General features: G+C 33.0%; 12 protein-coding genes. 10 read left to right on the plus strand and 2 right to left on the minus strand.

The features are described 5' to 3' along the window. Positions 1-3: 3 nt before the first annotated feature. From QYS49_RS11360 to QYS49_RS11380, 5 genes are all read left to right on the plus strand, one after another. The gene (locus QYS49_RS11360; protein ID WP_308347355.1) at positions 4-1,347 is read left to right on the plus strand and encodes a vanadium-dependent haloperoxidase; all 1,344 of its coding nucleotides are present in this window, start codon (positions 4-6) and stop codon (positions 1,345-1,347) included. Further along, positions 1,344-2,975, plus strand: a complete 1,632-nt coding sequence (gene treF, locus QYS49_RS11365; RefSeq protein ID WP_308347356.1) for an alpha,alpha-trehalase TreF — start codon at positions 1,344-1,346, stop codon at positions 2,973-2,975. Before QYS49_RS11360 ends, treF begins: the two co-directional genes overlap by 4 nt. A gap of 176 nt (positions 2,976-3,151) precedes the next feature. After that, the gene (locus QYS49_RS11370; protein WP_308347357.1) at positions 3,152-3,286 is read left to right on the plus strand and encodes a hypothetical protein; all 135 of its coding nucleotides are present in this window, start codon (positions 3,152-3,154) and stop codon (positions 3,284-3,286) included. Next, positions 3,283-4,959, plus strand: a complete 1,677-nt coding sequence (locus tag QYS49_RS11375) for a sodium:solute symporter family protein (protein WP_308347358.1) — start codon at positions 3,283-3,285, stop codon at positions 4,957-4,959. Before QYS49_RS11370 ends, QYS49_RS11375 begins: the two co-directional genes overlap by 4 nt. 213 nt (positions 4,960-5,172) lie before the next feature. Beyond that, positions 5,173-6,924: an OmpA family protein gene (locus QYS49_RS11380; RefSeq protein WP_308347359.1), complete on the plus strand. Its 1,752-nt coding sequence runs from the start codon at positions 5,173-5,175 to the stop codon at positions 6,922-6,924. Positions 6,925-6,978: 54 nt separating this feature from the next. On the opposite strand, the gene QYS49_RS11385 is transcribed toward QYS49_RS11380, so the two are convergent. Next, a complete protein-coding gene (locus QYS49_RS11385) occupies positions 6,979-7,848 on the minus strand; it encodes a DUF2911 domain-containing protein (protein WP_308347360.1) in 870 nt (289 codons plus the stop codon). A 60-nt stretch (positions 7,849-7,908) separates the two neighbouring features. On the opposite strand from QYS49_RS11385, the gene QYS49_RS11390 reads away from it, so the two are divergent. From QYS49_RS11390 to QYS49_RS11410, 5 genes are all read left to right on the plus strand, one after another. After that, positions 7,909-8,520, plus strand: coding sequence for a DNA-3-methyladenine glycosylase (locus QYS49_RS11390; protein WP_308347361.1), 612 nt, complete (start codon positions 7,909-7,911; stop codon positions 8,518-8,520). A gap of 40 nt (positions 8,521-8,560) precedes the next feature. Continuing rightward, positions 8,561-9,388: a universal stress protein gene (locus tag QYS49_RS11395; RefSeq protein ID WP_308347362.1), complete on the plus strand. Its 828-nt coding sequence runs from the start codon at positions 8,561-8,563 to the stop codon at positions 9,386-9,388. A gap of 362 nt (positions 9,389-9,750) precedes the next feature. Beyond that, a complete protein-coding gene (locus QYS49_RS11400; RefSeq protein ID WP_308347363.1) occupies positions 9,751-11,331 on the plus strand; it encodes an OmpA family protein in 1,581 nt (526 codons plus the stop codon). 8 nt (positions 11,332-11,339) lie between these two features. Then, positions 11,340-11,978, plus strand: a complete 639-nt coding sequence (locus QYS49_RS11405) for a TetR/AcrR family transcriptional regulator (RefSeq protein ID WP_308347364.1) — start codon at positions 11,340-11,342, stop codon at positions 11,976-11,978. Between the two features lie 64 nt (positions 11,979-12,042). Further along, positions 12,043-13,008 carry a deoxyhypusine synthase family protein gene (locus QYS49_RS11410; protein WP_308347365.1) on the plus strand — a complete coding sequence of 322 codons (966 nt, stop codon included), beginning with the start codon at positions 12,043-12,045 and terminating at the stop codon, positions 13,006-13,008. 62 nt (positions 13,009-13,070) lie between these two features. Here the strand turns inward: QYS49_RS11410 and QYS49_RS11415 are convergent, their stop codons facing one another. Beyond that, positions 13,071-15,971, minus strand: a complete 2,901-nt coding sequence (locus QYS49_RS11415; RefSeq protein WP_308347366.1) for a helix-turn-helix and ligand-binding sensor domain-containing protein — start codon at positions 15,969-15,971, stop codon at positions 13,071-13,073. Positions 15,972-16,139 lie beyond the last annotated feature (168 nt).

The raw sequence follows: 16,139 nt of genomic DNA on the forward strand, positions 1-16,139 counted from the left end.
TAAATGAAGAGTACAGTATTCTATTTTTTAGCATTTTTTGGGTTCTTTTTTTCTTGTACCCAGTCTGAAAATCATAAGACTCCTGTGGAAGCAAAGGACTTGCATTCTTTAATGCAAAGAGTAACAGATGTGACGGTTCATGATATTTTTTCTCCACCGGTAGCAAGCAGGGTATATGTATATCCTTCCATTGCTACTTATGAAGTTTTAGCAAAGCAAGATTCTTCCTATAAATCTTTAGCAGGACAAGTTAATGGTCTCCAACCAATTCCAAATCCTGATAATGAAAATGTAAACCTCCAATTAGCTGCACTTTATGCTAATTACTTAACTTCCAAAATGCTGATTTTCTCAGAAGAAAAAATGGAAGAATGGCTATCTGATTGGAAAACTGAATTAGAAAATAGAGGAATGGATGATGATGAATGGGAGTCTTCTGTGAATTATGCCACTAAAGTTCATCAGCATATTGTAGCATGGGCTAATGAAGATAATTATAAGGAAACTAGGACTATGTCTAAACATCCTTTAAGTGATAAATCCCATCATTGGGAGCCTACACCTCCAGCGTATATGGCAGCTATAGAACCACATTGGAATAAAATCAGAACATTTGCATTGGACAGTGCTAATCAGTTTATCCCTCAACCTCCTTATGAATTTAGTTTAGATGAAAGCAGTCCTTTCTATAAAGAAATGATGGAAGTTTATAATGTGGTTAAGGGTGTAGATAAGGAAAAGAAAGAGATTGCTTCATTTTGGGATTGTAATCCTTATGTGATGAATATAACCGGTCATGTGATGTTTGCAACTAAGAAAATTACGCCTGGAGGTCACTGGATGGGAATTGCCAAAATTGCATCTATGCTAGATGAGGCTGATTTAATGAAAAGCAGTTATGCTTATACCAAAACTTCAATTGCTTTGGCAGATGGTTTTATCGCATGCTGGGATGAAAAGTATCGTTCAAATTTAATCAGACCAGAAACTATCATTAATAGAAAAATTGATAATGACTGGTCTCCAACATTACAAACACCACCTTTTCCTGAATATACAAGCGGACATAGTGTGATTTCTACAGCGGCTGCTAATGCCTTAACTGATGTATATGGTGATAATTTTAGTTTTGTTGATAGCACCGAAGTTAAATTCGGACTTCCTTCCAGAAAATTTAATTCATTTATGGAAGCATCTCAGGAAGCTGCTATGAGCCGATTGTATGGTGGTATTCACTACAGACGAGCAATAGAAGAGGGAATATGGCAAGGACAGAAAGTTGGCGATTTGATTAGAGAAAAATTAGATTTTAAAAGTAATAACACAATAGCAAGTAAACAGAAATGAAAGAATTTTATCATTATTCAAAACACTATTGTTTAATATTAATAATTATACTTTCAGCCTCTTGTTCTGCAGTTGTTGAAAGGGAAAAGAATAACAAAGTAGAAAATTCACTGAATGATTTTCTTGAATTTTATGATTCTGAATTATTCAAAGCTGTGCAATTGAAAGGAGTTTTTAAGGATTCAAAAACATTTGTCGATTGCATTCCTAAAAGCAGTTTAAAGAAAATTCAAATTAGTTATTTAGCAGAAAAGGACAGAAAAAATTTTGATCTGAAAGAATTTTTAAATAATAATTTTGAGCTTCCAGAAGATCCTAAAACAGAATTTGAAACAGATCAGCTAATGGATATGTACGATCATATCGAAAGCTTGTGGCCAGTATTAACTCGAACTGAAGACACTATTCAAAACTCTTCTTTAATTCCATTGCCTAACCCTTATGTTGTTCCTGGCGGTCGTTTTAGAGAGATATATTATTGGGATTCATATTTTACTATGCTCGGGCTTAAAGCATCGGGCAAGGAAGATCTAGCTATTAGTATGTTGGATAATTTTGCATTTCTGATTGATAGTTTAGGCTTTATCCCAAATGGAAATAGGGCTTACTATACAGGTAGAAGTCAACCACCATTTTTCTCTCTTATGGTGGATGAATTAACGGCTAACAATCGCTCTAAATTTATTTCTTATCAGCCTCAACTATTGAAAGAATATGAGTTTTGGATGAAGGGAAGTGAAAAATTATCTGAAGTTAATCCTGCTATCAATAGAGTAGTATTATTAGAGGGTGATATCGTCTTAAATCGATATTTTGATGAATATGCTAAAGCCAGGCCTGAATCATTTAAAGAAGATTATGAATTGGTTCATGAAAATGATTTAGATGAAGATAAAACTTTCAGAGATTTGAGAGCTGGTGCTGAATCAGGATGGGATTATAGTAGCAGATGGTTTGCTGATCCTCAAGAAATGAAAACAATTCAAACTACTGATATCATTCCTATTGACTTGAATGTACTCTTATATTTTTTAGAAGTTAAAATAGCACAGGCTTATAACTGGAACGAACAACTCGATAGCGCGGATATTTACTTAGAAAAAGCCAATAATCGAAAAAATGCCATCAATAGCTTACTTTGGAATGAAAAAGATCAACGTTATGCTGATTATAATTTCAGGAAGAGTGAACACACTAAAATTTTAAGTATGGCATCTGCCTATCCTCTATTTGCAAAAATTGCGCCTAAGGACAAAGCTCGAATGGTGATGAAGCAAATGAAAAATCGTTTACTATTAGACGGAGGCTTTGTGAGTACTACCGTAGAAAGTGGGCAACAATGGGATTATCCTAATGCCTGGGCACCACTGCAATGGATAGGAATTCAAGCACTATTTAACTATGGTGAACATGAAGCAGGTTTGGATGTGATGAACAGATGGCTCAGTTTAAATGAGAAGGTTTACCAACAAACCGGTAAAATGATGGAAAAATACAATGTCGCAGATACTAGTCTGCAAGCAGGAGGTGGGGAGTATCCATTACAAGACGGTTTTGGTTGGACCAATGGAGTGGCCGTGGCGATGAAAAAAATACTACAAGAGAAGGAAGAATTAGCACTTAAATAGAATTGCTGTTTTCGCTTGGAAAGAGATAATTTAACTGGAGCTAATGAAAACAATAGATTAAGGAGTCTAGTAATATTGATTTTGACATTCAGATAAAAATTTATTATTCGACATGATTTTATGCCACTCAGCAAATCCAATTTTTTATTTTCAAAAATTCCCTCTAATTTCCACAAATGGAAAACGATAAAGATTTAGAAGATAATAACCCACCTTTACTTGGGAAGTGGAAGAATTTCTATTGGTTATTGATTATCGTATTAGTCAGTTTGATTAGTATTTTTTATGCCATAACCCGATATTTTGCATGAGCGCTTTAGATTGGATTGTCCTTTTCGGAACTCTTATAATGATTGTAAGCTATGGTGTTTATAAAACCAGAGGAAGCAAAAACATTGAATCTTATTTAAAGGGAGACAATAGCATGAAGTGGTGGACCATAGGTTTGTCCATTATGGCAACCCAAGCTAGTGCTATCACCTTTTTATCTACTCCTGGTCAAGCTTACGAAAGCGGTATGGGTTTCATACAGTTTTACTTTGGTTTACCTATAGCCATGATAATTCTGAGTATTTGGGTTTTACCGATCTATTACAAACTAAAAGTTTATACCGCTTACGAATATCTAGAATCACGTTTCGATTTAAAAACCAGAATTTTAGGAGCATTTCTTTTCTTAATTCAAAGAGGATTAGCTGCAGGAATCACTATTTATGCTCCCGCCATTATTCTTTCTTCTATATTAGGTTGGCCATTGGTTTACACCACCGTAATTATTGGTTCGTTGGTTATCATTTATACCGTAAGTGGAGGTACAAAAGCAGTAAGTCAAACCCAAAAGCTTCAGATGATTGTGATGATGGGAGGGATGATTGTTGCCGGACTTTTTGTAGTGAAATTGCTACCTGAAGATATTGGAATTGTTGGAGCAACAAAAATAGCAGGCCATTTAGGAAAGCTTGATTTGATTAATACTGAAGTGGACTTAGAAAACCGATACACTTTATGGACCGGTTTGTTAGGTGGGCTGTTTGTCGCTTTATCATATTTTGGTACTGATCAATCACAAGTAGCACGTTATTTATCAGGCAAATCATTAACAGAAAGTAGATTAGGGTTGATGTTCAACGGTTTGTTGAAAATACCTATGCAGTTTGTTATTCTTTTTATCGGGGCATTGGTTTTTGTTTTTTATCAATTCAACCAAGCACCTGTTTTTTTTAATGAGGCGGCTAAAGATGAAGTCTACTTAAATGAAGAACAAAAAGAGAAGTATCAGGCTGTTGAGCAGGAATATGCTGATTTATTTGAAGAAAAAAGGAGACAAGTACATTTATTGTCAGAAGCAGAAGGCAATGAAGTAGAGGTTTTAAAAGAGAAAATTTCAGGTATTCACGACAGGGAAGACCAATTGCGAAATGAGGCTAAAGATATAATTAAAGCTACAAATGAGGATTTAGAAACCACTGATACTGATTACGTTTTTATCACTTTTGTAATGGAAAACTTGCCTAAAGGTATAATTGGACTTTTGTTGGCTGTGATTTTTTCTGCTGCTATGTCATCGACTGCATCAGAATTGAATGCGTTAGCCTCTACTAGTATTATAGATATTTATAAACGAAATATTTATAAAAAGGGGAGTGAAAAACATTATTTAATAGCCTCTAAGCTTTTTACGCTTTTCTGGGGATTAGTCGCAGTGTTTTTTGCCACTTTTGCTGGTTTGTTAGATAATTTAATTCAAGCCGTAAATATTTTAGGGTCAATATTTTATGGAACCATACTGGGTATTTTCTTATCAGGATTCTTCATCAAGTATATAAAAGGAAATGCCGTATTTGTTGGGGCAGTAGTTGCACAAATGGTAGTTTTGTACTTTTATTTCTTTAGTGAAATGGCCTATCTATGGTTTAATCTCTTGGGTTGCGGAATTGTAATTTTGGTAGGATTACTTTATCAATATTTAAAAAACAACAAATAAGCAGGTAACATTAATCTTACTTAAGGATTATCAATCACTTCTAATCGCATAGTTAGTTACTTAATAAATAATAAAAAGCTGATTATTAATAATTTATACTTTTAAACTTCATTCAGGCCAGTTCATTCCATGTTAAGGTGATTATACGTTTGACCATCTATTATTTGAATAAATTTGGAGGTTTCCTTTGGTAGTTGTATTTTTCTAATCTATATGAAGCTTTACAGTAAAATAACTCTTTCCATTTTGCTTTTATTCATGAGCATCAAATTGATGGCTCAAGATCCTGAATTGTCTAAAATTTACATGGAACAAGCAGATCAGGTATATGCGGAAGCTAAAGACGCTATTGAGATTGCGAAAGATATTTATATTCAAGCTGCTGAAGCAGACACCATGAATGTGAGAGCCAACTACATGGCAGGGAAACTTTATCTGGAAACTGTAAATCGAGACTATTCCACTAAATATTTTGAAAGAGTAAAAAGATTAGATTCCAAATATCGATTTAATATCGATTATTTATTGGGTAGAGGATATCAATACGGATTGGAATTTGAAAAGGCTTTAGATTATTTTTTAGCTTATAAAGAAAAGTTAAGGTCAGATCGAAGTTATAGAGGCAGGGATAAAACTTCAGTTTATGAAGTAAATGACAGAATTGAAGAATGTAGAAATGCAAAAGAGATTATTGGAATGCCATCTTCCTATATAATAGAAAATGTAAGTGAAAATATAAATTCTACATGGCCTGATTATGCTCCAGTTTTAAATGAAGATGAAACGGTAATGATTTTTACTTCAAGAAGGCAAGAAGGTAATATGAATGAAAATGTTGATAATGATAACTTTTATTTTGAAGATATTTATATCTCAAAAAGACAAGGCGTGACTTGGAGTAAAGCTAAAAATATTGGTCCAAATATAAATACCTTATACCACGATTCTAATCTTTTCTTAAGCAGTGATGGTAAGACATTGTATATTTATTCTGATCAAGGAAATGGTGATATTGTATATAGTACTGAAAATGAGAATGATGAATGGACTAAACCTAAACCCTTGGAAGGAAGAATCAATTCACAAGGATTTGCAGAACAATCAATTTGGGTCTCCGATGATGGTGAATTTATGATGTTTGCTTCTAATAGACCCGGAGGTTATGGAGGTTTTGATATTTATGGATGTTACAAAGAAGATGGCCAATGGAAAAGACCTTTCAATATGGGGCCAGAGATTAACACCAAAGAAGATGAAGATGGGCCTTATATGGCAAAAGATGGAGTGACTGTTTATTTTAGTAGTAAAGGACATAAGGGGTTTGGTGGCTTTGACGTTTTTACCACCAAGTATGATGGAGATTCAGAAAAATGGGAAAAACCAGAAAACTTAGGATATCCTGTGAATACAGTTGATGATGAAGTCTATTTTCATCCTACAGCTGATGGAGAAAGGGGATATTTGGCTTCAGTTCGTGAAGAGGGCTTAGGATTTACAGATATTTATATGGTAACGCATATTGGAGATTTAGAAAAAACAGCTAAAGATAGAATTTCTAAATTAAAAGAGCGAGATAACGATTTTATTACGGATGAAGAATTGGAGGTTAAAAAATTGATCGATTCGGTTCTTAATATTTCGGCCTATCAAGTCTATTTTGATGTGAATTCTAGTGAAGTTGCTGAGCGTCATGAAGAAAAGTTAATCGATATGGCTAACTTTTTGAAATCACATCAAAATTTAGGTGTTCAAATTTCAGCTTTTGCTTCAGCTGATGGTAATCCCAAATATAATTATGAATTATCGAACAAAAGAGCTCAATCCGTTTTGAAGTTCTTTAAAGAAAATGGAATTGAAGCTGATCGTTTGGCTGCTAGGGGGTTTGGTGTTTTGAGTGGAGGAAGTGAAGATAAGTCCAGAAAGGCAGAAGTGAAAGTATTAGATCTCTCGAAATTTGATGAATAAAAAAAGCCGGTAATGAAATCATCAAAACCGGCTTAAAACTGAAATTTTAAAATTTTACAAAGAATCTATTAAATCTTGATTTCTTTTCACGTAACCAAAATCTCCAGAGCTATTCTTTTTAGCTAATTCGATTGATTTTTCTGCTACTTTCTTTGCTTCTTTTTTATCTCCCATTTTGGCTAAAATTTTTGCTTTCAAATGCAAATTCCAAAACTGGGCACTATTATTACCTTCTGCTAAATAGGAATTAACCCATGCTAAAGCTTGTTTTAAGTCTCTTTCATTAGTGTAGTAATAGTTTGCTGCAGTAATTAAATTTCCGGGATCCACCTTTGTATATTTCTCTATTTGAGCCATTACTAGCTCATCATAAGAAACCTCAAAAGGAACTTTCAAACTAACATTTTCCCATCTGAAATGAATGTTTGCCGATTTATTATCAGCACTAATATCTGAAATTTGGTACGTTAAAGTTTCAACAGGCTCCTCTAATTTTTCAACTTCTTGAATAACAGATATCAACTCTTTAGATTCATCGTAGTTTCCAACATTTCCACCTAAAGATAAATCACTGTACAACTTAAACTCCCATTCGTTTTCGCCAGGCGTCATGAAAATTAAATATTCTCCAGCCTCTACTTTGTTCCCTGCGATTACCGCATCAGTGCTAAGTGTTAATACAGATCCACTATTGGCTCCAGCTCTCCACAATACTCCGTAAGGTTGCAAAAAGTCATCTCCTTCACCAAAAATTTCACGTCCTTTCACGCTAGGTCTAAAATAACTAATGGCCACATCAGTTAATCCCACAGTAGTCTCTACTTTTGCCTTAGCAGACGGTTGTGGTATGTTTATTTGAGCTTTTAACTCAAGCGTACCTATTATTAAAATAGATAAACCAAATAGTAAAATGGATTTTTTCATAATGATTTGTGTTTAAGTTTAATTAATTTGCTATTTAGCCAACTAAAACTACTTTTCTAAATGAAAGTTGCAAAAAAAAGATTAGATCGATCAATTTTTCATAACCCCGATGTGGTAGAACTAGCTCAACTCTTATTAGGTAAAGTTATTTGCACCAATATAGATGGTTTTTATTGTGAAGCAATGATTACAGAAACGGAAGCATATTCTGGTGAAAACGATAAAGCCTGCCATGCTCATATGGGGAAATTTACAAAAAGAACAGCAACTATGTACGAAGAAGGGGGGCATGCATATGTTTATTTGTGTTATGGTATACATCATCTCTTTAATATCGTATCAAATGTAAAAGGAAAGGCAGATGCCATCTTGATTCGCTCGGTTGAACCCTTGAGTGGTACTAAAATTATGTTAGAAAGAAGAAATGTCAAAAAAAGTACCCCGAAAGTTTATGCTGGACCTGCTAAGTTATCTCAGGCATTAGGTATTGATAAATCTTTAAATGGGGTCGATCTCGTAAATAATGAACATATATATTTGATTGATAAAGGGTTTGTTGTAGAAGATTTTGTTAAAAGCTGTCGAATAGGAATCGATTACGCTGAAGAAGATGCTTTATTACCGTGGAGGTTTTATATTTCAGGAAATAAGTATGTTAGTAAGTATATATAATATTTATTTTTTTTTAAATTGAACATAAAATAATTTTGATATGGATAAATTTTTGTGCCCAATAGATTTTTCAACCTATTCCTTAAATGCACTGGAATATGCCGCTAAAATATTAAAAGTGAGGAAAGGGAGCCTAACACTTATCCATATATTTACAGAGAAAGAATTTTTGCACTCATTGGATGGAGAAAAGTCTGAATTCAATGATCTAAAAGATCATGCAAAGGATAAACTCTATAATTTGGCTGATGAAATTGAAAAGGAATATGGTTTTGAATGTGATGTGGTATTATCAATTGGTGATGTAAATAATTCTATTAGTAAGTATGCCAATGATAATGATTATGATTTAATCGTAATGGGAACTCAAGGAAATGGCTACAGTAGAAAAACAATTATTGGCAGTCGCACGATAAGGACAGTAGAAAATAGCGATATACCTGTATTAACGATTCCACTTGAAGCTGATTTTAATGGCTGGAATTCTGTGGTATATGCATCTGATTATTCTGAAAATGATAAAATAATCATGCAAAAATTGGTAAGTTTTGTTTATAGTTTCCGAAGCAGAATTCGGTTTGTGCATGTAAGCCATTCTACAAACAAGATGAGTGAGAAAAGTTATCAGGAATTTAAAGATGAACTGTCAAGTTTTTTAGGCTATGATAAAATTAGTTATTACCTAAAAGAATATAAAAAAGACATCAGCAGCGGTATTGAGGAATTTGTAAATGAACAGCAGGGAGATTTGCTAGTTTTGCTGAAACGCAAAAGGAACTTCTTTGAAAAAATTATGGGGAATAGCGTATCTACAGAAATTACCTATCTAAGTACTCATCCTTTATTAATCTATCATGAAAATGATTAAATACCTCCCTTATTTTAATTTAGTATCAATATCCTTTCCTTCATGTAATGATTTTTGATATTAATTGATGTTTTATTATAAATTTAGTTTTTGACTTAATTGATAAGCTTGAAATCTTAACAATACTTCATACTTTTAATTTTATTTCATAAGTATCTGAAAAACAACTCAAAAGGTGCTTGTAATTATTTTATAGCTTTAAGTTGATTTTAGTGAAAAATGTATTAGATTAGCATCTCATTATTTTAATACTATTGTTATTTTTATTAAATAATTTAAAGAGAAGAGGTAATATTTTTTTAAATTGATGATTGTAATGTTTTATGTTTTACAATATCTTGTAAGTATATAATATTTTAAGAATGAAGGCCTTTATATTTATATTCATATCATTTTTTTTAGCCATGAAGGGTGTTTCTCAGGATAAACCGATCCTTATCGATTCTCTTGAAAGCATATATGATGATATAGCGCCTATTATTACTCCAGATGGAAACAATTTATACTTTACTAAAAAGAATCATCCTGATAATAAAGGTGGGGAGAGAGACCTAGGTGATATTTGGTCTTCAGAGTTTGAAAACGGAGTTTGGAAATCAGCAAAACGTTTAAAAGGCCCCATAAATAATACAAATTTTAATGCAGTTATTGGTATTACACCTGATGGTAACATCATGTATGTTGTTGGAAATTACAAAAGTCCAAGAAAGGGTGGAGTTTCATTTTCACGTAAAATTGGTGAAAACTGGAGCGAACCTCAACCAATAGATATACCTTATTTTAAAAACAAATCAGATCATTTATCTGGTAGCTTAAGTAAGGATGGGAAAATCATGGTTTTAAGCCTTGAAAGTTTTGGAAGCAGAGGAAATGAAGATATTTATTATACCTTCCGGAAATCTATTGATGAATGGACTGAATTAAGAAATTTAGGTGTTGATATCAATACGGAGGCACAGGAATTAACTCCTTTTTTAGCTAAAGATAATAAAACTTTGTTTTTCAGCTCAAATGGCAGAGGCGGAATGGGGAGCAGGGATGTTTTTTATAGTAAAAGACAAGATGCTACTTGGACTACCTGGTCGGAACCGAAAAACTTAGACAATGTTAACTCAGAAGGTGCTGATTGGTATTTTAGATTAATTGATGAAGGAGAAAATGCTTTACTGGTCAACACAGTAAACAGTATTGGTTTAGGAAATATTTTAAAAACTAGCACTCCTCTTGAAGTTGAGATTGAGCCTGAAATTGAGAAAAGCATGACGGCTTCTTCGCAGTCGGTATTACCATTTCAAAATAATAATACCAATAATAAGACTCGTGAAAAGATAAAAGTGAAGTTTAATGTAGTAGATGGATTTACAGGAAATCCATTAAAACCTCAATTGCTTATAAAGGGTGTGAATGAGATGAGCAAAAGTTCTTATTCTGAAATTGTGATGGGAACAACTTCTTCATATCAGACTAAATTAAATAAAGACTCTGTATATACAATTGACATTTCTGTTGAAGGCTATTTAGACGATAAGCAAACTATCAAAACTGATACTATAGAGGATAATTCTACAATTAGACTTGAGCTCTTAAGTTTAAAAGAGGGAACCACCATACAGTTGAAGAGTGTTTTGTTCAAAAGAGGTACATCCGATATTAAAGATGGATCTTTTGAGGAATTAGATAGAGTTTATACAATGCTGAAGAAAAATCCTTCTATTGAAATTGAATTATCTGGGCATACAGATAATACTGGAAGTGCTAAATTAAATATAGAGCTATCACAAAAACGCTCAGACAGAATTAAAGAATATTTAGTTGAGAAGGGGATAAACTCCAAACGATTACAAAGCAAAGGGTATGGCGGTGCACGTCCAATTGCGAGTAATAAATCCGAAGCAACCAGAAAATTAAACCGAAGAGTTGAATTTACTATCATCAAAATTTAAATAATTTCATGCTTACAGATGGGCTTAGCTTGAGGGAAAGAAAGGCAGCAAAATTAAAATTGCTGATTTTAAATCTTGCTAAAAATATGCTCATTGAAAAGAATTTTAATGATATTCATGTAACTGATCTTTGTAAGGAAGCTAATATTTCCAAAGTTACCTTCTTTCGATATTTCCCTCAGAAAGAAGATTTATTACTTTATTTTATGCGTGTTTGGTCTTTTGAAATTAGTGTAAGCCTGCAAAAGCAAGATTTGAAAGGGATCAAGGCTGTAAAGTATATTTATGATCGTTACGGTGATCTGTGTGAACGTTATAATTCCATGATTTTACATTTAATAAAGTATCATGCAGCCTCTTCCAAAGTCTTAAAACCAATAAGCATAAAGAAAGCAGAAAAGCACCTCTTATTCCCTAGTTTTGAGGATGTTCAACAAATGGAAGTCTTAGCTTTTGACAAATTACTAGAGAAATATTTATTGGAAGCCATATTTCAAACAGAAATCACTAAAAGTTCTAATGTAAATGATATGGTAAGCATGCTTCTTACCACAACTTATGGTTCCATTTTGGTAGCTAAGATGAAGCAATTACCAGTAAAAGCACTTCTTAAGAAAAATATTAATTCAATTTTGGAAACTTTCTGAATAATATTATTTCCTGTCTTTCTCTTCGCTATTTTTGATTATTTTTACTGCAAATAATTAATCTATGAAAATTACAGAATTTTTAAAACATAATTACCGTCACTTTAATGCGGCTGCACTTATTGATGCTGCTGATGCTTATAAAAATCACGTTGAATCAGGCAAGAAAATGTTGGTGTCTCTTGCGGGAGCCATGTCTACAGCTGAACTGGGGATTTCATTTGCCGAAATGATTCGCCAAGATAAAGTGCAAATTATCAGTTGCACGGGTGCTAACCTTGAAGAGGACTTAATGAACTTAGTGGCACATAGCCATTATGAAAGGGTTCCTAATTATAGAGATTTAACGCCACAGCAGGAGTGGGATTTGTTAGAGAAAGGACTTAATAGAGTAACCGATACTTGTATTCCAGAAGAAGAAGCATTTAGAAGGCTACAGCAACATATTTTTGAAATTTGGAAGGATGCAGAAGAAAAGGGGGAGCGTTATTTTCCACATGAGTTCATGTATAAATTGATCAGATCAGGTGTATTAGAACAATACTATGAAATTGATCCTAAAAATAGCTGGATGTTAGCAGCTGCTGAAAAGAATTTACCAATCATTGTTCCAGGATGGGAGGATAGTACAATGGGTAATATCTTTGCAAGCTATTGCGTAAAAGGTGAGTTGAAACCTTCCACTATGAAATCAGGAATTGAATACATGACTTTTTTGGCAGACTGGTATAAGCAAAATGCAGGAACTGAAGGAGTTGGATTCTTTCAAATAGGAGGGGGGATAGCAGGAGATTTCCCTATATGTGTTGTTCCAATGCTTTATCAAGATTTGGAGTACACTGATGTTCCATTTTGGAGCTACTTCTGTCAAATTTCCGATTCCACCACTAGTTATGGTTCTTATTCAGGAGCAGTGCCTAATGAGAAGATCACTTGGGGTAAATTAGATATAGACACGCCTAAATTCATTGTTGAATCTGATGCTACTATCGTAGCACCACTGATTTTTGCAATTGTTTTAGGACAATAGAATGATGATTTTTGAAAAACCTGCATAAGATTGGTTATGCAGGTTTTTTATAGCTTTACTGTTTAATATTTCAAAATGAACTCCTGTAAGTTGTCAGACCGCTCTAATTCAAGTTTTTTCCTTAATCTGTAGCGAGCTATTTCCACACCACGTACCGAAATATTTAATAAATTTGCTATTTCCTTTGTGCTAAGGTTCATCCTTAAATAAGCACTTAATTTCATTTCCTGTGGGCTTAAATTGGGGTAATCCTTTTGCCATCTCTTTATGAAGTCACCATGCACTTGGTCAAAATGAATGGAGAAATGCTCCCAATCTTCGTCTGCAGAGATGTTTTTATCAATGTTATGAATTACCCTGCCGATTTCATGCTTTACTTCCTGATTATTACTGCGTTTTGAAATATTATTCAAATTAGATTTTATGCTATTGATAAAACTATTTTTGTTAATAAGATGCATGGTTGAGGTAGCCAATTCCTTATTTTTCAGCTTTATTTCTGATTTAAGCTTTTCGTTTTTTAGGTGTTCTAATTTCTGCTCAGAGGTTTTCAACTCACTGTCAATTCTAGTGATTTCTTTTTCTTTTTCCTCTGTGATGATTTCGGTTTTCTTTTTGTATCTCAATTCGAAAATCACAAAAACCAAAACTGAAGTAATTAGACCAAGAAAAATGTATAATCCATATGCCCAATTAGTACGATACCAGGGGGGTAATATAGTGAATTCATAGGTGGCAACTGAGCTAAGTTGGCCATGAATATTTTTAGCCCTAACATGAAATGTATAATCTCCCTCTTTTAAATTGGTATATTCTTTAGCAGTCCTCACAGACCATTCACTATATCCTACCTCATTGTTTTCAAGCCAATATTGATATTCATTTTGAAATTGACCATTCATATAGGGCGCGCTATATTCAATTCTGATTGAATTGTCTTTAAATGGAATTTCAATTCCTTTATTAATTTGCTTAAAACTAACTTTATCACCTCTCATTTCTCTTCCATAAGTTATAATGGAGTCTTCTTTTGAATTGGAGATACTGATTTTTGTAAAAATTACATTATAATCTATGTCCTGTAGTTTTTGAACCGAATTATCAAAAAAAATGAAACCTTCCTTGGCAGCAAATAATACTTTATTCGCTTCTAAAGGAATAATATTATGAAGATCGTCATTTAGTGCATTTATTAATTGATTGAAGACGGCAGTATGTTTATTGTAATTGCCATTAGTACTTTTTTCTAATACACCTGTTTCAGTTGTACTAACAAAATATATATTTCCTAGTGCATCCTCAGTAAAACTCACAAACTGTACATTTTCTGGAAAATACTCAGATAAAAATGATGATTTGATAAAGCGGTCTTGTTTTTTATTGTATTCATATAAACCACTTTCTGTGGAAAAAATCAAATTGTTATTTAATCTCCATACATTTATTAAAACTTTAGAGGGTAGTCCTTTTTCTTCTCCATAGTATTCTGATTGAACTGATTTTAAATCTTCAGATAAATTAAGTTTAAAAACACCTTTATATCCGTGTGTCATCCAGATGTTACCATCTTCGTCCTCCTCCATTACCCTTGAAGATTCTTCAAAACCTTCTAATTTATGATGGAATTTTATTCCGTTTTCAGATTTTTTAAAAAGACATATCCCCTTATAATTTCCTTGTAAAACATATTCAGGATGATTTTTTAGATCGAGAAAGGTCCAAGTTCCTGGTGTCTCTGAAAGAATACTTGCCTCACCGTTATTAATGTTAAAAGTTCCTGAATGGTGCCCCATTATAATTGAATTGTGTAAGTGTTCAATATTATATACTTGGCCTGTTGTATTTTTCACCTTTTGAAAAGTGGTGTTTTTATTTAGAATGTTTTTGAAATAGAGTCCGTTATTAGTGCCCAAGTATAAAGTATCTCTTAATAACAAGGCATCATATCCAGTACCAGGAAGTCCAGTTTGTTCATTTAGATGTTCAAAAGGTGAATTTAGAGCCACTGAAGAAATACCATTGTTATGCCCTAGCCATAAATTGCCTTGAATATCTTCATACAGAGATAATACAGTGCGGTTTTCAATTCCTCTACCTTTGGTGAGTTGCATTTTAATACTTCCTTTAGAATTAAGTAAGAAGAGCCCTTCGTTTTGCGTTCCAATAGCTATTTCTCCACTTTTTAATCTGATCATCTGATTAATATTAGAACTTTGAAAGATATCCTGGTTTGATGTATTCCAAATTGAAATTGTATTACCAGTTTTTAAATATATCCCACTTTTTAAAGTGCTGATTAAAAGTTGATTATTGTTAATTTCAAGAATGCCACTAATGGTCATGTTTTTAAATAAATCACCAAACTCAGCTTGTTTTACATTGCCATTTTCCATTATAGATAATCCGCTCCCTGATTGGTTTAGGTAGAGTTGATTATTGACAAGGAAAAAGTTATCAGGATCAGTTTCCGGATCCACTATATCTAATAATTCCCCTGATATATTGAAAATAAAAATATCGTCAAAAGTGCAGAATAATAGTCTGTCATTCTTTTTAAAAACTCTCCATGCTTCATCAAAATTTCTATTTTCACCAGGGATGCTGTCGGCTAAACTGACAAAAGCTAATTTGCCTAATTCATTCGGTACATAATATCCAAAATCTCCTTGGGCTGCTATGTAAATTTTGCCATCAGTATCTACGAAAACATCTCTACATTTGGTACCACTTTCTAAAGAGTATTTATTCCAATTAGTCCCATCAAATTCTAGTAGTCCAAAATTATTGGCCACATACAGAAGTCCATTTTGGCTTTGGGTTATTTTCCAATTTTGAATTCCACCATGATAATCCTGACTGGAGTAGTATTTATAGAATGGGTAACCAATAAACTGGCCATAACTGATATTTCCCACTAGAAATAGACCGATTATTATAAATAGTGTCTTAATCCTCCTTTTCATTCCTTTGATGTTAATTAGTTACAATTTAGTAAAATATGGTAAGATTGTAGTAATACGGGTGAAAATAGTGTAGAAAAAAACCAGACATATGTAGTAACTATAAATAGCCTCTATTTTACTTAAATGCTATTTTATTCATCTAAATGATGAGGTTTTGAGAAATTGATT

Source organism: Marivirga salinae (assembly GCF_030503855.1).
Classification (GTDB): domain Bacteria; phylum Bacteroidota; class Bacteroidia; order Cytophagales; family Cyclobacteriaceae; genus Marivirga; species Marivirga salinarum.